This window comes from Tabrizicola sp., from assembly GCF_016792905.1.
GTDB lineage: Bacteria > Pseudomonadota > Alphaproteobacteria > Rhodobacterales > Rhodobacteraceae > Tabrizicola.
On record NZ_JAEULP010000023.1, the window covers coordinates 1 to 17,360 of the forward strand.

17 protein-coding genes are annotated in these 17,360 nt (G+C 67.7%); 12 read left to right on the top strand and 5 right to left on the bottom strand.

The features are described 5' to 3' along the window. Nucleotides 1-99: 99 nt before the first annotated feature. The 3 genes from rlmH to JNL31_RS04565 are packed head-to-tail and all read right to left on the bottom strand — an operon-like array spanning nt 100 to nt 1,659. Complete coding sequence (rlmH, locus tag JNL31_RS04555; protein ID WP_294970544.1) at nt 100-570, bottom strand: 23S rRNA (pseudouridine(1915)-N(3))-methyltransferase RlmH; 471 nt, start codon at nt 568-570, stop codon at nt 100-102. Further along, nucleotides 570-1,049, bottom strand: a complete 480-nt coding sequence (gene rsfS / locus JNL31_RS04560) for a ribosome silencing factor (RefSeq protein ID WP_294970546.1) — start codon at nt 1,047-1,049, stop codon at nt 570-572. The genes rlmH and rsfS overlap by 1 nt, the downstream gene beginning before the upstream one ends. Nucleotides 1,050-1,098: 49 nt before the next feature. Further along, a complete protein-coding gene (locus tag JNL31_RS04565; protein ID WP_294970548.1) occupies nt 1,099-1,659 on the bottom strand; it encodes a hypothetical protein in 561 nt (186 codons plus the stop codon). A gap of 68 nt (nt 1,660-1,727) precedes the next feature. Here JNL31_RS04565 and JNL31_RS04570 point away from each other — a divergent pair, with 68 nt between their 5' ends. Both JNL31_RS04570 and JNL31_RS04575 read left to right on the top strand, forming a co-directional pair. Continuing rightward, nucleotides 1,728-2,258 (top strand): DUF2975 domain-containing protein, encoded by a 531-nt coding sequence (locus tag JNL31_RS04570; protein WP_294970550.1) that lies wholly within the window; start codon nt 1,728-1,730, stop codon nt 2,256-2,258. After that, complete coding sequence (locus JNL31_RS04575) at nt 2,258-2,479, top strand: helix-turn-helix transcriptional regulator (RefSeq protein ID WP_294970552.1); 222 nt, start codon at nt 2,258-2,260, stop codon at nt 2,477-2,479. The genes JNL31_RS04570 and JNL31_RS04575 overlap by 1 nt, the downstream gene beginning before the upstream one ends. Here JNL31_RS04575 and mnmD read toward each other — a convergent pair. Beyond that, on the bottom strand, nt 2,476-3,156 hold the full coding sequence (mnmD, locus tag JNL31_RS04580) for a tRNA (5-methylaminomethyl-2-thiouridine)(34)-methyltransferase MnmD (protein WP_294970554.1): 681 nt from the start codon (nt 3,154-3,156) through the stop codon (nt 2,476-2,478). The two genes, JNL31_RS04575 and mnmD, sit on opposite strands and share 4 nt — an antisense overlap. A 45-nt stretch (nt 3,157-3,201) precedes the next feature. Here mnmD and JNL31_RS04585 point away from each other — a divergent pair, with 45 nt between their 5' ends. Then, nucleotides 3,202-4,260: an FAD-binding oxidoreductase gene (locus JNL31_RS04585; RefSeq protein WP_294970556.1), complete on the top strand. Its 1,059-nt coding sequence runs from the start codon at nt 3,202-3,204 to the stop codon at nt 4,258-4,260. On the opposite strand, the gene JNL31_RS04590 is transcribed toward JNL31_RS04585, so the two are convergent. Continuing rightward, the gene (locus tag JNL31_RS04590) at nt 4,236-4,697 is read right to left on the bottom strand and encodes a GNAT family N-acetyltransferase (protein ID WP_294970558.1); all 462 of its coding nucleotides are present in this window, start codon (nt 4,695-4,697) and stop codon (nt 4,236-4,238) included. The two genes, JNL31_RS04585 and JNL31_RS04590, sit on opposite strands and share 25 nt — an antisense overlap. A gap of 146 nt (nt 4,698-4,843) precedes the next feature. Here JNL31_RS04590 and smc point away from each other — a divergent pair, with 146 nt between their 5' ends. From smc to JNL31_RS04635, 9 genes are all read left to right on the top strand, one after another. Further along, entirely contained in the window at nt 4,844-8,299 is a 3,456-nt protein-coding gene (gene smc, locus JNL31_RS04595) for a chromosome segregation protein SMC (protein WP_294970588.1), read from the top strand. Between the two features lie 381 nt (nt 8,300-8,680). Beyond that, the gene (locus tag JNL31_RS04600; protein ID WP_294970559.1) at nt 8,681-8,803 is read left to right on the top strand and encodes a hypothetical protein; all 123 of its coding nucleotides are present in this window, start codon (nt 8,681-8,683) and stop codon (nt 8,801-8,803) included. Nucleotides 8,804-8,910: 107 nt separating this feature from the next. Then, nucleotides 8,911-10,161: a sarcosine oxidase subunit beta family protein gene (locus JNL31_RS04605; protein WP_294970561.1), complete on the top strand. Its 1,251-nt coding sequence runs from the start codon at nt 8,911-8,913 to the stop codon at nt 10,159-10,161. Nucleotides 10,162-10,173: 12 nt separating this feature from the next. Continuing rightward, the gene (locus JNL31_RS04610; RefSeq protein ID WP_294970562.1) at nt 10,174-10,458 is read left to right on the top strand and encodes a sarcosine oxidase subunit delta; all 285 of its coding nucleotides are present in this window, start codon (nt 10,174-10,176) and stop codon (nt 10,456-10,458) included. Continuing rightward, nucleotides 10,455-13,397, top strand: a complete 2,943-nt coding sequence (locus JNL31_RS04615; RefSeq protein ID WP_294970564.1) for a sarcosine oxidase subunit alpha family protein — start codon at nt 10,455-10,457, stop codon at nt 13,395-13,397. The genes JNL31_RS04610 and JNL31_RS04615 overlap by 4 nt, the downstream gene beginning before the upstream one ends. Continuing rightward, complete coding sequence (locus JNL31_RS04620) at nt 13,390-13,950, top strand: sarcosine oxidase subunit gamma (protein ID WP_294970565.1); 561 nt, start codon at nt 13,390-13,392, stop codon at nt 13,948-13,950. The genes JNL31_RS04615 and JNL31_RS04620 overlap by 8 nt, the downstream gene beginning before the upstream one ends. A 74-nt stretch (nt 13,951-14,024) precedes the next feature. Further along, nucleotides 14,025-14,684 (top strand): cupin domain-containing protein, encoded by a 660-nt coding sequence (locus JNL31_RS04625; protein WP_294970566.1) that lies wholly within the window; start codon nt 14,025-14,027, stop codon nt 14,682-14,684. 1 nt (nt 14,685) lies between these two features. Next, complete coding sequence (locus JNL31_RS04630) at nt 14,686-16,095, top strand: FAD-binding oxidoreductase (protein ID WP_294970568.1); 1,410 nt, start codon at nt 14,686-14,688, stop codon at nt 16,093-16,095. Between the two features lie 38 nt (nt 16,096-16,133). Next, a complete protein-coding gene (locus JNL31_RS04635; RefSeq protein WP_294970569.1) occupies nt 16,134-17,324 on the top strand; it encodes an MFS transporter in 1,191 nt (396 codons plus the stop codon). Nucleotides 17,325-17,360 lie beyond the last annotated feature (36 nt).

Genomic DNA, 17,360 nt, shown 5'->3' on the forward strand with positions numbered 1-17,360 from the left:
GCCGACCTCGCAGCCCTCCTGCGGGATCACGCTGATGGGTGCGGCGGGCGGCGAAGCGCGGCTGTTGCGGCTGGGCGCGGCCGCGGAACGGGCGCTGATCTAGACCCGGTGATAGGGTGAGCCCGCCAGGATCGTCGCGGCCCGGTACAGTTGTTCGGCCAGCATCGCCCGGACCAGCATGTGCGGCCAGACCATTCGGCCGAAGCTGATCGCCAGATCGGCCCTTGCCCGAAGCGCGGGGTCCACCCCGTCTGCACCGCCGATCAGGAAGGCGGCGTCCTGCCGTCCGGTATCACGCCACTGGGCCAGAACCTGCGCAAATTCCGGACTGGACAGCGTCTTGCCGCGTTCGTCCAGCACGCAGAGCGCGGCACCTTCGGGGATCGCGCGGGACAGAAGCGCCGCTTCCGCCGCCATGCCGCCGCCCTTCTTGTCCTCGACCTCATGCTCGGACGCCGGGCCCAGGCCCAGGGGCCGCCCGGTCCGGTCCAGCCGTTGCAGATAGTCGTCCACCAGATTCCGCTCCGGCCCCGCCCGCAGGCGGCCCACGGCGCAGAGATGCAGCCGCATCAGGCCTTGGCGGCGCGGGTCGTGCCCGCCGGAAGCCACATCTTTTCCAGCTGGTAGAACTCGCGCACTTCCGGGCGGAAGACGTGGACAATCACATCGCCCGCGTCGATCAGCACCCAGTCGCCGGTTTCCTTGCCTTCCATCCGCACGGAAATCCGCATCTCCTGCTTCAGCCGGTCGGCGAGCTTTTCCGAGATCGCCGCGACCTGCCGCGAGGACCTCCCTGCGCAGATCACCATGTAGTCGGCCACATCCGACCGGCCGCGCAGGTCGATCTCGACGATGTCCTCGGCCTTGTCGTCGTCGACCGACTTCAGGACCAGCGCGAGGACCTCCTCGGAACGATGCTCGCCTTCGGCGGTGTCAGGGGCTTTCGGGCGCGGACCGACCGGCAGGCCGGTGGCGGGATCAGAATGCGACAGGACCTTGTCCTCCAGGGAAGCGCGGACAAGGGCCCCCGCGCCGGGCCTTGCGGTCAAGCCTAGCACCGGGGACGGGCAATCTCAACCGAAGGCGGGCGGGTACGCCTTATTCCGCAGCTTGGCAAGGCTTGATCGCGGCCAGAACCTTTGCACCAAGTAGATCGGCCAGCTTCCCGCTCTCGATCAGCGGCAGGTAGGGACCGTCCTTGCGCACACGGATCAGCACCGAACCGACCGCATCCGGCGCGGGTCCGTCGCCGATGGCGCAGCCGCCGATCCCCAGGCCAAGCGCGCCCTTGGCCGCCCCGGTGGCCTTCCAACCGGCGATTTCCGCCTGCAAGGCACGCATCCGGGCAATATCCGCCTCGGCAATGGCAAATCCGCGCGGGATTGCCCCTGCGGGCGCCTCAATGCCGGGCGCAACCGCGCGATCCGCCAGCTGGAAGCTGCCATTGCGGTGTTCGCTGCCCCTGACGGCGGAAAGCTCCAGCCGGGCGCTGCCCGGGCTGACCGCAAGACCCGGCGGCAGGACCACCACAAGCTCGATGGCGGCAGGATCGGCGGTCAGCGGATCGAAGCTGGCCAGCCGGGCGGCGGTCGAGGGGACGATGGCAGAGCAGGCAGCAACGGCAAGGCTGGCGGCAAGGGCCTTTGGGGAACGGAACATCACGAATCTCCTTTGACAGCGAAAATTTATTGTAATACGATAAATTATCGCTGCAAGAGAGGCAATCCATGCAAAATCATCAGCGCCTGCAACGGCTGTCCGGCGTGCTCTACTGGGTTGCGCTGGTCCTGTCGGTCCTGCTGCCGATCATCGTTCTGGTCTACGCGGGGCAAGGGGTCAGCGATCCGGCCTCGCTCCTCTCCCGCGCGCCTCTGGTGCCTGCGGGCACCCCTGTCACCACCACGCAAGCCGGGCTGGTCGCGGCGGTCGCCCTGATCTCGGTCCTGCCGATGGTCGCGGCGCTGCGCGGGATGGTGCGGCTTTTCGCTGCCTATCGCGATGGCGAGGTTCTGAGCGTCGGGAATGCCGAAACCATCCTGCGCATCGGTCGCAATTTCCTCATGGTCGCCGCCTTCACCGTGCTGGTGCCGACGCTGCAAGTCCTGATCCTCAGCTGGCGCGCCGGGCAGCGGATGCTCTCCATCGGGCTGGATCAGGGAACCCTGGGGTTCCTGTTGGCCGCAGGCCTTCTGACCGTGATCGGCTGGGCCATGCGCGAGGCGGCAGCGGTCAAGGCCGAGAACGAGGGGTTCGTCTGATGCCCCCGCTGCCCCAGATCGTCGTCCGTCTGGACGTGATGCTGGCCCGCCGCAAGATGCGATCGCGAGAGTTGGCCGAGCGGATCGGCATCACCGAGCAGAACCTGTCTCTGTTGAAATCCGGCAAGGTGAAGGGCATCCGCTTCGACACGCTGGCCGCGATCTGCGCGGTGCTGGAGTGCCAGCCGGGGGATATTCTGGAGGCGGTGGCGGAGGGTTAGGCGAGCGTGCCAGTCGTCATGTGCCGCTTGCGGCCGAATCCCGGCTGGCGGCTGACGGTGAACCCCGCCTGGGCCAATGCGCGACGGACGTGGCCCGCCGCGGTATAGGTGGCGAAGGTTCCGCCCGACGCGGTGTGCCGGGCAACGTCGGTCATGAGGTCAGGCGACCAGAGTTCGGGGTTCTTTGCGGGGGAGAAGCCGTCGAGGAACCAGGCATCTGCTTGACCTCGCCATACAGGGAGCGTTTCCCTTGCGTCACCCAGATGGATCGTCGCGGTCAGGCCGGGGAATTCCAGCACCGTCGCGCCTGTCTCCCACTGACGCAGGAACGACCGCGCCACTCCAGCAACCTCGGGAAACGCCTCCAGCGCCCGGGCGATGTCCGGCGCGGGCATCGGGAAGGCCTCGAAGCTGGTGTAGTGCAGGTGCCCCGGCCCACGATGTGCCAACAGCACCGCCAGCAGGTTCAGCCCGGTTCCGAAGCCCAGTTCGGCGATGCGGAACCCGTCGCGGAACCGCCCCGGCAGCCCGTTGCCGGTCAGGAACACATGCCGCGTCTCGTCAAGGCCCCCCGCCAGCGAGAAATACGGATCGTCGAACCGACGCGAGACGGGAATCCTCTCATCGCGCCAGTCAAGATCGGGTGCTGGGGCAGGGGGCTGGTGGGGGCTGGCCATCGGCGGTAGTCCTTTCGCCCAAGGTGATGGGCTTGGGGCAGGGGAATGGCAAGTGTGGACGTCACGGTCCGGGGCGGCGGGATATTCGGGCTTTCCATCGCCTGGGCCTGCCTGAGGCGGGGCGCGAAGGTCCGGGTGATCGAGACGGTCGCTTTGGGCGCGGGCTCCTCGGGTGGGCTGGTCGGCGCCCTGTCGCCGCATGTGCCCGAGGCCTGGAACGCGAAGAAGGCCTTCCAGCTGGAAAGCCTGCTGATGGCCGCAGACTGGTGGGCAGGGATCGAAGCCGCCTCCAGACTGCCCTCCGGCTATGCCCGGCTTGGCCGGTTGCAGCCGCTGCCCGATGACCGCGCGGTAGAGGCCGCCCGGCGGCGCGAGGGCGAGGCGGCGAGGCTCTGGCTGGGCAGGGCGGTCTGGCGGGTTATCCCGGCGACCGGCGCCGACTGGGAGCCGCAGGCCGCCTCCGGCTGGCTGGTCGAAGACACCCTCTCCGCCCGGCTTTCACCGCGGATGGGACTGGCGGCGCTTGTCGCGGCGCTGCGGGAAGGCGGGGCAGAGGTGGTCCTTGGCGAGGCCGAGGCGGAGGGTGCGGTGGTCCACTCCACCGGCATTGCCGGGCTCAACGATCTCTCGCAGGCTTTCGATGTCCCGCTTGGATCGGGCGTCAAGGGGCAGGCCCTCGCCCTGCGCTTCGATGCGCGCGACCAGCCACAGCTTTTCGTCGACAGCTTGCATATCGTGCCCCATGCCGACGGGACGGTTGCCATCGGCTCCACATCCGAGACGACATGGGACCGAGATGGCCCCGATGCACAACTGGACGCCCTGCTGGCGAAGGCGGTCGCTGCCGTTCCTGCCCTGTCGGGGGCCGAGGTCGTCGCCCGCTGGGCCGGTATCCGCCCCAAAGCCGCCAGCCGCGCCCCCCTTCTTGGCGCATGGCTGGGCCGTGCGGGGCATTTCGTGGCGAATGGCGGGTTCAAGATCGGCTTCGGCATGGCCCCCAAGGTGGCCGAGGTGATGGCCGATCTGGTTCTTGACGGTCGCGACGGCATACCTCCCGACTTCCGGCTGGATGCACTGGTTCAGAAGACAACCGCGCGCCGGTAGGTGATCGACGTCGGCCGGTCATAGCCCGGATGTGCCGTACGCCCGACCTCCTGAAACCCCATTGCCCGGAATGCCGTCTGGTTCTCTACCAGTTCGACCCTCGTCTGCAGTTCCAGCATCGGCAAGCCATGGTCGCGTGCCCGCTCCTCGGCCAGGTCGACCAACCGCCGCGCCAGCCCCTGCCCGCGATGGCCCGCCGCCACCGCCAGCTTGCCGACATACAGCGCCCCGGGCTTCGGGGTGAGGAAGACGCAAGCCACCGGCGCGCCGATCACCCAGATTTCCCCCGTCTCCGTCTGCCGGGTCAGCGCTTCCGGTGTCAGGTCGCGCAAGGATGAGGGTGGGTCGATCCGGCCCTCCATATAGGCAAAGGCCTCGTGCAACAGGGCAAGGATCGGGGGCCAGAGGGCCGGGTCGGCGGCAAGCTCAGGTGTCATCGCGCCAGACTGCGCCAGCGCAATGCCGCCGACAAGCCCGCAACATCTTGGGGATAAGCCAGGTCTATCCGCCCAGATGCTGGGTGTCGGGTTGACTCCTTCCACCATGGGCAGGAACATCGCGCACCCGACTCGTGAGCAACCCCTTGCGCCTGACCAAACTGCGCCTGAACGGCTTCAAAAGCTTTGTCGACCCCACGGATCTGGTGATCCATGAGGGGCTGACCGGCGTGGTCGGGCCGAACGGCTGTGGCAAGTCGAACCTTCTGGAGGCGCTGCGCTGGGTCATGGGCGAAAACCGCCCCAGCGCCATGCGCGGCGGCGGGATGGAGGATGTGATCTTCAACGGCGCTGCCACGCGGGGCGCCCGGCATTTCGCCGAAGTCGCGCTGGTGATCGACAACCAGGACCGGCTGGCCCCGTCCGGCTTCAACGATGCCGACCAGATCGAGATCGTCCGCCGCATCACCCGCGATGCCGGGTCGGCCTACCGCTTCAACACCAAGGATGTCCGGGCGCGCGACGTGCAGATGCTGTTTGCCGATGCCTCGACCGGCTCGCATTCGCCTGCGCTGGTGCGGCAGGGGCAGATTTCCGAACTGATCAACGCCAAGCCCAAGGCCCGCCGCCGGGTGCTGGAGGAAGCCGCCGGGATCAGCGGGCTTTACGCGCGGCGGCATGAGGCCGAACTGAAGCTTGCGGGGACCGAGCAGAACCTGACCCGGGTCGACGATGTGCTGGAACAACTGGCGCAGCAGCTGTCGGTGCTGACCCGGCAGGCCAAGCAGGCGGCGCGCTATCGCGAACTGTCCGAGGAGTTGCGCAAGTCGGAAGGCATGCTCCTCTGGCGGCGCTGGCGCGAAGCGGATGAGGCGCGGTCGCAGGCGGAAGCGGCCTTGCGCGAACGGCTGATCGCCCAGGGCCAGGCCGAGGCGGCATCGCGTGGCGCAGGAAAGGCGCGCGAGGCGGCCGAGGATGCGCTGCCGCCAAAGCGCGAGGAAGAGGCGATTGCAGCGGCGATCCTGCAACGGCTGGCCCTGCAGCGCGATGCCTTGGGCGATCAGGAGGCCCGTGCGCTGGCCCAGATCGACGCGCTGAAGGGTCGGATCGAGCAGCTTTCGCGCGACATGGAGCGTGAGGCGGGCCTCAACCGCGACGCCGGTGAAGTGATCGAACGGCTGGACTGGGAGATTGAACAGCTCGCCCGCGCCCATGACGGGCACGACGACAAGCTGGCCGAAGCCGTGGAAGCCGCGCGGGAAGCCGCCGCGGTTCTGGCCGAGCGCGAAACCTCGCTGTCCGAACTGACCGAAGACGCCGCCCGGCTGGCGGCCCGGCACCAGTCGACGCAACGGATGCTGGCGGATACCCGGTCGGTGCTGGACCGTGCCGAGGAACAAGCCGGCGCTGCACGTTCGGCGGTGGAAACCGCCTCCGAAGCGCTGGATGCGGCGGGCGAGGCCTTCGAGACCGCCGAAGAGGCGCAGGAAGCCGCCCTTGCCGAGGGCGAGGCGACCGAAGCCGCGTTGGAGGCCGCTGAGACCGCGCGCGCCGAAACGCAGGGCCGCGAGGCCGAGGCCCGGGCGGCGCGGTCCTCCGCCGAGGGCGAGGCCAATGCACTGCGGGCCGAAGTCACTGCCCTCGCGCGTCTGGTGGAACGCGAGGCGCAGGCCGGGCATCAGTTGCTTGACCGGCTGGAGGTGGAGCCGGGCTTCGAGAAGGCGCTGGGGGCGGCGCTGGCCGACGACCTGCGCGCACCCGAGGTTGCGGGCGATACACGGTCAGGCTGGGCGGTCCTGCCGGGCTATGACGATCCGCAACCGCTTCCCCCGGGGGCAGAGGTGCTGACCGCGCGGGTCAAGGCCCCGGCGGTGCTGGCGCGACGCCTGTCCCAGATCGGGCTGGTGTCGCGTGAAAAAGGATTTCAGCTGCAGGTGGACCTGCGCCCCGGTCAGCGGCTGGTCTCGGTCGAGGGCGACCTCTGGCGCTGGGACGGGTTCCGCGCGGGGGCAGAGGACGCCCCGTCAGCCGCCGCGCTGCGCTTGCAGCAATTGAACCGGCTGGTGCAACTGAAGCGCGATCTGGAAGAGGTTGCCGCCCGGGCGGAAGGCGCACGGCAGGCGCATGAAGCGCTGCAATCCCGGCTGGCAGAGCTTGCCACGGCGGACCAGCGCGCCCGCGAGGCCCGGCGCGCAGCGGATGCCCGGCTGGCCGAAGCGAACCGGGCGCTGGCGCGGGCCGAGGCCGACCGCTCCATCGCCGGAGGCAAGCTGGAAGCTGCGAAGCTGGCGGTCGGCCGGTTCGAGGACGAGGCGATGGCCGCCCGCGCCCGGCTGAAAGAGGCCGAAGCTGCGGCGGCCGATCTGGGCGACCTCGATGCGGCACGGGGCGCCGTGGAGGCAGCGAAGATCACGGTCGAGGCGGCACGCATCACCATGATGACCCGCCGGTCGCATCAGGATGAGGTCCGCCGCGAAGGCGAGGCCCGCGTCCGGCGGCGGCAGGAGGCCACCAAGGAACTGTCGGGCTGGAAGCACCGGCTGGAGACCGCCTCGCGCCGGACCGAGGAACTGACCGAGCGCCGTTCCGAGACCGAGGAAGAACTGGCCGAGGCGATGCTGGCGCCCGAAGAGATCGCCGCAAAGCGCGACGAACTGGTCGAGGCCATAGAAGCCGCCGAGGATCGGCGTCGTACAGCGGCGGATGCGCTTGCCGAAGCCGAAGGCGCCCTGCGCGACGCCGCGATGGCCGAGCGTGAAGCGGAACGGCTGGCCGGTGAGGCGCGCGAATCCCGCGCCCGGGCCGAAGCCCGGCTGGATGCGGCCCGGGAAGGTGTGGCGCTGGCGGCGGAACGCATCGCCGAAGAGGATGACCGGACGCCGGATGAACTTCTGACCAGCCTCCGCACCGACCCCGACAGGATGCCCGACGCCGAGACGCTGGACCACGACGTCAGCCGCCTGAAACGCCAGCGCGAAGCCCTGGGCGCGGTCAACCTCCGGGCCGAGGAAGACGCGAAGGCGGTGGAAACCGAATACGATACTCTGGCGAGCGAAAAATCCGACCTGGAAGAGGCGGTCAAGAAACTGCGGGCCGGGATCGCCGGGCTGAACAAGGAGGGTCGCGAGCGCCTGCTGACCGCCTTCGAGCAGGTCAACGCCAACTTCTCGACCCTCTTCACGCACCTCTTCGGCGGCGGCGAGGCCCGGCTGGTGCTGGTGGAATCCGACGATCCGCTGGAGGCGGGGCTGGAGATCCTGTGTCAGCCGCCCGGCAAGAAGCTCGCGACGCTCAGCCTCCTGTCAGGCGGCGAACAGACCCTGACTGCACTGGCGCTGATCTTCGGGGTGTTCCTGGCCAACCCTGCGCCGATCTGTGTGCTGGACGAGGTGGACGCCCCTCTTGACGACGCCAACGTCACCCGCTTCTGCGACCTGTTGGACGAGATGACGCGGCGCACCGAGACCCGTTTCCTGATCATCACCCACCACGCCGTGACCATGGCCCGGATGGATCGCCTGTTCGGCGTGACGATGCAGGAGCAGGGCGTCAGCCAGCTGGTATCGGTCGACCTGAAGAAGGCCGAGGCGCTGGTGGCCTGAGGCCTCCCGTTCAGTAACAGTTTACCAACACTTCCGAACTACCCCTGATCCAGCCGCAACCCTTTGCGGTGAACGGGGGTGAGGAAACTGGAGGAAAAACACTACCGGAAGTGGACGGTGTGGATCGCGGCGACAACGCTTTTGATCGCCGTCATCCGCCTTCTGATCGGGGCCTGACCCTGAAATGAAGGAGACCCGGCGGAGCTGACACTCCGCCGGGTCGTTTTCAAGGTGAGGACCCTGAAAGATAGTCACTACCGAATAACGATAATGATGGGGATTCCCTACCAAATTGTAAAGCCCGACCTCGACGCATGGTTAACCGCTTAGCAAGCCGAATCAGCCAGAACAGGACGTGAACATACCGTCCCGAGGCACCCCATGCAGATGCTCCTCTCCGCCACCACGATCCTCGTCCTCTTCGCCTGGGCGCAGGAGGAGGTCGCCAGGCTGCCACCGGCATGGTCGCCTTTCAAGGCAGTCGAGGCCGCCGCCACTCCCTGATCCACCACGGCTCCGTCTGTGGCGAAAACCGCAGCAGCGATGGCGAAAACCGACGGCTTCCTCCGCCGCAACAAGCCTAGAACAGGCCCTGAAGCAGGAGGACCGCCGTGCGCTATTCCGGATTTCGGGTCATCGCCGAGGCATTGACCGGCCACAACGGCTGGAAGCCCGTCTGGCGCGACCCAACCCCCCAGGCCGACTACGACTACATCATCATCGGCGGCGGTGGTCACGGGCTCGCAACCGCCTACTACCTGGCGAAAGAGTTCGGCCAGGCCCGGATCGCCGTGCTGGAAAAGGGCTATCTCGGGGGCGGCAACGTCGGCCGCAACACCACGATCATCCGCTCGAACTACCTCCTCGACGGCAACGAGCCGTTCTACGAATTCTCGCTGAAGCTCTGGGAGGGGCTGGAGCAGGACTTCAACTACAACGCGATGGTCAGCCAGCGCGGGATCATCAACCTGATCCACACCGATGCGCAGCGCGATGCCTTCACCCGGCGCGGCAACGGGATGATCATGCATGGGGCCGATGCGCGGCTGCTGAGCCGGGACGAGGTTCGCGCCATGTATCCCTGGCTCAACTTCGACAACGCCCGTTTCCCGATCAAGGGCGCGCTGATGCAACCGCGCGGCGGCACGGTGCGGCATGACGCGGTGGCCTGGGGCTATGCCCGCGGGGCCGACATGCGCGGGGTGGACCTGATCCAGAACTGCGAAGTCACCGGAATGCGGATCGAGAACGGCCGTATCCGGGGCGTGGAAACCACCCGCGGCTTCATCGGCGCGAAGAAGGTCGGCGTGGCGGTGGCAGGGTCGTCCTCGAAGGTGATGGCCCATGCCGGAATGCGCCTGCCGATGGAAAGCCATGTCCTGCAAGCCTTTGTTTCCGAAGGCCTGAAGCCGGTGATCGAAGGGGTGATGACCTTCGGCGCCGGGCATTTCTACGTCAGCCAGTCCGACAAGGGCGGCTTGGTCTTCGGCGGCGACATCGACGGCTACAATTCCTACGCCCAACGCGGCAACCTGCCGGTGATCGAGGACGTGGCCGAGGGCGGCATGGCGCTGATGCCGGCCATCGGGCGGGTGCGGCTATTGCGGACCTGGGGCGGGATCATGGACATGTCGATGGACGGCTCGCCGATCATCGACAAGACCGGGATCGAGGGGCTCTACTTCAACGGCGGCTGGTGCTACGGCGGCTTCAAGGCCACCCCGGCCTCGGGCTGGGCCTTCGCGCATCTTCTGGCGAAGGACGAACCGCACAAAACTGCCACGGCCTACCGCTTCGACCGCTTCCTCAAGGGGCTGATGATCGATGAAAAGGGCCAGGGCGCCCAGCCGAACCTGCATTGACGGAATAAACGAATGATCATTCACCACCCGATCCTCGGCCCCCGCGACGCGCAGGAGTTCGTCTATCTTGGCGATGCTTCGCTGATCGACCGCCCCGATGGCATGACTGCAGGCATCGAGGCGTTCCACGACTACCTCTACCAGCGCAGCAACCCCGCGGGCGAACATCGCGAGCTTTGGTATCACGAGCAGGGCGACCGCTCCTGGCTGGTCGTCACCCGCAACACCGTGACGCATGAGATCACGAAAGTGGAACTCGCGCGCGACGTGGCGCGGGCGAAAGGGCGCAGCAAATGACCCAGTCGCACCGCATTGCAGGCGGGCAGATTGACCGCACCAAAACCCTGCGCTTCACCTTCGACGGCGTGCGCTACCAGGGCCATCCCGGCGACACGCTGGCCTCGGCTCTCTTGGCGAACGGCGTGCGCCTCATGGGCCGCAGCTTCAAGTATCATCGCCCGCGCGGGCCGATCTCGGCAGGGTCCGAGGAACCGAACGCGCTGGTGGAACTGCGGACCGGCGGGCGGCAGGAGCCGAACACGCGGGCGACCGTCACCGAGCTCTATGACGGGTTGGAGGCCAACAGCCAGAACCGCTGGCCGTCCTTGCGCTTCGACGCGATGGGGATCAACGACAAGCTCTCCACCTTCTTCGCGGCGGGCTTCTACTACAAGACCTTCATGTGGCCCAAGTCCTTCTGGGAAAAGCTTTATGAGCCGATCATCCGCCGCGCGGCGGGCCTTGGCTCGGTCACGCGCGAGGAGGATCCGGACGCATACGACAAGGGCTTCCTGCACTGCGATCTTCTTGTCATCGGGGCAGGCCCGACCGGGCTGATGGCGGCCTTGACTGCCGGTCGCGCCGGCAAGCGGGTGATACTCGCCGATGAGGATTTCCGCCTGGGCGGGCGGCTGAACGCCGAGACCTTCTCGGTCGGTCAGACCTCGGGCGCGGACTGGGCGGCGGCCACAGTCGCCGAACTGGCCACCCTCCCGAACGTCCGCCTGATGACCCGTACCACGGTGATCGGCGCCTTCGACCACGGCATCTACGGCGCGGTTGAGCGGGTCAGCGACCATCTGGCCGTCCCCGCACAAGGCAAGCCTCGGCAGGTGCTCTGGCGCATTTACGCGGGCAAGGCGATCCTTGCAGCGGGCGCCACCGAACGCCCCGTCGCCTTCGAGAACAACGACCGCCCCGGCATCCTGCTGGCGGGCGCGCTTCGCGCCTATGCGAACCGCTGGGGTGCGAAGGCGGGTGAGCGGCTGGCCGTCTTCACCAACAACGACGATGGCATCCGCACCGCGCTGGACCTTCAGGCAAAGGGCGTCGACGTGGTTGCCGTGATCGACAGCCGCGAAGGTGGCGACCTGATCCCCGGTGTCCGCCACCTGCGCGGGGCCGAGGTGATCGACAGCTCCGGCAAGCTTGGGCTGAAGTCGATCACCGTCCGTCAGGCGAACGGGCGTTCGGAAACCATCGCCGTCGATGCGCTGGGCGTCTCCGGCGGTTGGAACCCGAATGTGAACATCCACTCACATCATCGCTCGCGCCCGATCTATGATCCCGCCATCGCCGCCTTCGTCCCCGGGCAGGATGGTCCTCCAGGTCTTCTCGTCGCCGGGGCTGCCGCAGGCGCCTTCTCCACCCATGCCGCCCTGCGCACTGGCCGCGATGCCGCCATCGCCGCGCTGGAGCTGATCGGAGCCGCGCCCGACCTGCCAGAGACCGAAGACGCCCCAACCCGCGTTACGCCGCTCTGGCACGTCGCGCATGGCAAGGGCCGCGCCTGGATCGACCAGCAGAACGACGTCACCGTCAAGGACGTGAAGCTTGCGCATCAGGAGAACTTTACCTCGGTCGAGCACCTGAAACGCTACACCACCCTTGGCATGGCGACCGATCAGGGCAAGACCGGCAATGTGATCGGCCTTGCCGTGATGGCGGAACTCACGGGCCGGTCGATCCCCGAGACCGGCACCACGATCTACCGCCCGCCCTACACACCCGTCGCGCTCGGCACCCTCGCCGGAAGGTCGCGCGGCAAGAAATTCAAGCCCTTCCGCCTCACCCCCAGCCACCACTGGGCCAAGGAACACGGCGCGATCTTCGTCGAGGTCGGCAATTGGCTGCGCACACAATGGGTCCCGAAAGCCGGGGAAACCGAGTGGCGCCAGTCCGTCGACCGCGAAGTACTGGCCACCCGCAAGTCGGTTGGCATCTGCGACGTCACCACACTCGGCAAGATCGACATCCAGGGCACCGACGCGGGCGCTTTCCTCGACCGGGTCTATGCCAACACCTTCAGCAGCCTCGCCGTGGGCAAATGCCGCTACGGGCTGATGCTGCGTGAAGACGGCATGGTCTTCGACGATGGCACCACCGCGCGGATGGGGACCAACGAATACGTCATGACCACCACCACGGCGAACGCGGTCACGGTCTTCCGCCATCTCGAATTCTGCCGCCAGTGCCTCTGGCCCGACATGGACGTCCAGCTCATCTCCACCACCGAAGCCTGGGCGCAGTTCTCGGTCGCCGGACCCAATGCTCGGAAATTGCTGGAAAAGGTCGTCGACCAGGACATCAGCGACGCCGCCTTCCCCTACATGGGCGCGGGCAACGTCACCGTCTGCGGCGGCCTTCGCGCCCGGCTGTTCCGGATCAGCTTTTCGGGCGAGCTGGCCTATGAAATCGCCGTCCCCACCCGCTACGGCGACGCCCTTCTGCGCGAGATGCTCGCGAAGGGGGCGGAGTTCGATCCCATCGTCTACGGCACCGAAGCCCTTGGCGTGATGCGGATCGAGAAGGGCCATGTCGCGGGGGGCGAGCTGAACGGCCAGTCCACCGCGCTGAACATGGGCCTCGGCAAGATGGTGTCGAAGAAGAAGGACGCCATCGGCATGGTCCTGTCCCAGCGCGAAGGCATGACCGCCGAAACTGGCTATCGCCTCGTAGGCGTCAAGCCGGTCGATCCGCAGGCCAAGCTGACCGCGGGCAGCCATTTCCTTGAAAAGGGGGCGGCCCCGGTGGCGGCGAACGACGGCGGTTGGCTCACCTCCAAGGTCTATTCGCCGCATCTGGGCTGCGACATCGCGCTTGGCTACCTGAAAGCCGGCGACAAGAAGATCGGCCAGCGGATGCGGATCGTGAACCTGCTCGCGGGCCTCGATACCGAGGTCGAGATCATCTCGCCCCACATGTTCGACCCGGAAGGAGAGCGTCTCCGTGGCTAGTTTGCAGGCATTGACGGCGCTGGGCGCACGCGGCCCGGCGGTGGTGGAGATCGGTCCGCTGCGGATCACCGAACGCGCCGACCTCGCCCTGGCGTCGGTTGCGGCGCGGCGCGGGCGGTTCACAGATCTTGCGGCGGCCGCCCAGTCCGCCGGAGTGCCCCTGCCGGAAGCCGCGGGGTATCAGGCGGGTGCGCCCTACAGCGCCTTCTGGACCGCCCCCGACATGTGGTTCGTCGAAGCCCCCTTCGCCAGCCACGAACTGATCGCCGGCCTCCTGAAAGCCGCCCTCGGCGATGCCGCCAGCGTCACCGAACAGACCGACGCCTGGGTCGCCTTCGACCTTGCCGCCGCCGACCTGACGCCACTTCTGGAGCGGCTCTGCAACGTGGATTTCCGATCCGTCCCAAAGGGATACGCCACCCGAACGGTGATGGAGCATCTGGGCGTCTACCTCGTGAAGCTGGACCAGGGCGCGGTGCGGCTTTACGGCCCGCGCTCTTCGGCGCAAAGCCTGCTGCACGCGCTGGAGGTGGCTGCTGCCTCGGTCTGGTAAGGCTTTCGCTTGATAGGCGGTGTGTTTCCCGGTAGTGAAATCAGATGTACTGGTTTCATCGGGGATAGTTGCCCATGTCTGACGGCACCGAGAGTCCCTCGCTTCCGCGCGGCAAGCCTGCTTTCGATCAGGACCCCCACCGCGTCCGCGAGATCACCGAGCGCAACCTGGAAGCCGCCATCGGGCGCGAGGTCAGGAACTTCCGGCGCCAGCAGGGGATGACGGTCGCCGACCTCGCGAACGTCACCGGCCTTTCCATCGGGATGCTCTCGAAGATCGAGAACGGCAACACCTCGCCTTCGCTGACCACGCTGCAGGTGCTGAGCCACGCCTTCTCCGTCCCCGTCACGGCTTTTTTCCGCAGCTACGAGGAACGCCGCGAGGCGCAGCACGTCCGCGCGGGCGAGCATGTCGAGATCGAACGCCGCGGCACCCGGGCCGGGCATCAGTACAACCTCCTCGGCCATATCGGCTCCAACTCCTCGGGAGTGGTGGTGGAACCCTACATCATCACGCTCACGACCGAGAGCGACACATTCCCCGCCTTCCAGCACGAGGGGCTGGAGCTTCTCTACATGCTGGAGGGCGAGGTCGACTATCGCCACGGCGACCAGGTTTATCCGATGAAACCCGGCGACAGCCTGTTCTTCGACGCCGACGCCCCGCACGGGCCGGAAGGTCTGGTCAAGCTTCCGGCGCGCTACCTGTCGGTCATTTCCTACCCGCAGGGCTGACATGTCGCTGACCGCCGATCTTGCTGCCGCCGTCGGGGCCGCCCATGTTCTGACCGGCGCCGACATGACCCGGTTCGCCCGCGACTGGATGGGCCGCTACGAGGGCGCGCCCCTCGCCGTGGCGCGGCCCGCCTCCACCGCCGAAGTCGCCGCCTGCGTGAAGATCGCTGCGCAGCATGGCCTGCCTGTCATTCCCATTTCCGGCAACACCGGCCTCGTCGGCGGCACGATGACGCGGGGCGGTCTGCTCTTGTCCCTGGAGCGGATGAACCGCATCCTCGAGGTCAAGCGCGACGCGAAACTGGTCATCGCCGAAGCCGGGGTGATCCTCACCCGGCTGCACGAGGCCGCTGAAACAGAAGGGCTTTACTTCCCCCTCTGGTTCGGCGCGCGCGGCTCGGCCATGCTGGGTGGCGTCCTGTCCACCAACGCAGGCGGCTCCAACGTCCTGCGCTATGGCTCTACCCGGGGCCTGTGCCTTGGGCTGGAGGCCGTGCTCGCCGATGGCCGTGTGCTGAACCTGATGTCGGAACTCCACAAGGACAATTCCGGCTACGACATGAAAAATCTTTTCATCGGCGCGGAAGGCACGCTCGGCATTATCACCGCCGCCGTGATGAAGCTGGTGCCCCTGCCGAAGGCACATGCCACCGCCACCCTTGCCACCCGGTCGCTGGGCGACGCGCTAACCCTCCTCAACCGGATGCAGGAAGCCACCGGCGACCGGGTCGAGGCCTTCGAGTTCATGCCGCGCACCTATTCCGAACGCCTGCGCGAAGCCCGGCCCGACCTGGGCCTCCCCTTCGACCACATCCCCGAAGTCACCATCCTGATCGAGGCCGCGACCACCGTCCCCACCGAAGCCGCCCCCGACGACAGCGGCGAGATCCCCCTTGTGACCACCCTTGAAACCATCCTGGCCGAGATGATGGAGGCGGGCCTTGTGACCGACGCCGTCCTCGCCCGAAACGAACAGCAGCGCAGGGTGATGTGGGAACGGCGCGAGGCTGCCGCGGAGATCGGCGTGGGCCTGCACCCGGAAGTCGACACCGATGTCTGCCTGCCCTTGGACAAGGTCGAAACCTTCCTGACCGAGGCCCTCCGCCGCCTCGACGCGCTCGACCCGGGCGCGCGGACGCTGACCGTCGCGCATCTGGGCGACGGCAACCTCCACTTCACCGCCTACCCGACCCGCGATGACGCCGCGTTGAAGGACAAGGTGATGGAGACGGTCGAGGACGTGGTGGCCGAACTAGGCGGCAGCTTCTCGGCCGAACACGGAGTTGGCCTGTCGAAGCTGAACTCGATGGCCCGCCGCAAAGACCCGGTGGCGCTGGACGTGATGCGCGCGCTGAAACGGGTGCTTGATCCCGACAACCGGATGAATCCCGGCAAGGTGATCCCCGGCTGATCTTGTGCCTTCCCGACCACCGGGATAGCACTGCGCCAATGTCCGCCATCATCCTCTGCTTCCGTGACCCGGCGCTGCGCGCTGCCGGCCTTGTTCTGGCCTTGCAGGGCGCCATCGCCTGCTCGTTCGGCCCCTATTTCTCGACGCTCGCCGTCAACAGCTTCGGCTTCGGCGACCGCGGCTACGCGGTCCTCCTCGCGCTCTCCTCGATGGTCTCCGTCTCCGCCTCGGTCATCGGCGGCATCCGCGCCGACCAGACCGCGAACCGCCGCCAGGTGACACTGCTCGCCGTCCTGTCGCTCATGCTCGGCACCTTCCTCATGACCGCCACCCCCGGTCGCTGGGTCTTTGCCCTGACCGCCGCGCTCCTGATCCCGGTCAGCAGCATCACCTTCGGACAGGTCTTCGCCCTCGCCCGTCTCGCCGCCTCGCGCTACCCCGAGGACGCGCGCGACGGCATCATGGCGGTGATCCGCGCCCTGTTTGCCGCGCCCTTCGTCGTGGTCCTGCCGCTCTGGTCGCTCGCCTTCGCCGCAGGCTCGCCGGTCACGGCGATCTTTCCCGTGGGCCTGATCCTCTCGGCCGTGATGCTGTTGGCGGTTCTCCGCCTCTGGCCCTCCGACAGGGCCGTGACCTGGGACGACCGCCCCAGCGGCCTGACTTTCCGCGCCGCGCTGGCCGAGATGGGTCGCCCTCGCATCGCCGCCCGTGTCCTGGCGCTCGGCGCCGTGACGGGGGCCTCCACCCTCTACATGGCGATCATCTCGCTGGTCATGGTGGCGGAGGTCGGGCGCGGGACAAAGGACGTGGCGCTCTATGTCGGCCTCGTCGCCGGGCTTGAGGTTCCCTTCATGCTGGCGCTCCCGCGCTTCACCCGGGGGATCGGCCGTCCGACCCTGATCCTGCTTGGCGCCGCGCTCTACGCCCTGCATGTCGCGCTGCTTCCGGTGCTGGCCGGGTCGCCGCTGGTCTGGGCGCTGATCTGGCCCGCGGCCATCGGCGGGGCCCTGACGCTGACCGTCCCCATCGCCTACCTGCAGGACCTCATGGCCGACCGGCCCGGGGCAGGGGCCTCTCTCATGGCCGTGCAGCGGCTGGCCGGGGATGTGATCGCCGCGACCTGCTTCGCCCTCGGCACGGCGCTTGCTGGCTACGGCACCGTGGCGGTTCTCGGCGTTGCGGCCTCGCTGATCGGCGCTGCCGCCCTCTGGGCCGCCGATCGCCGCTAGGCTTCGCTGCGCAGCGAAAGTGCGGGAATGCTGCGA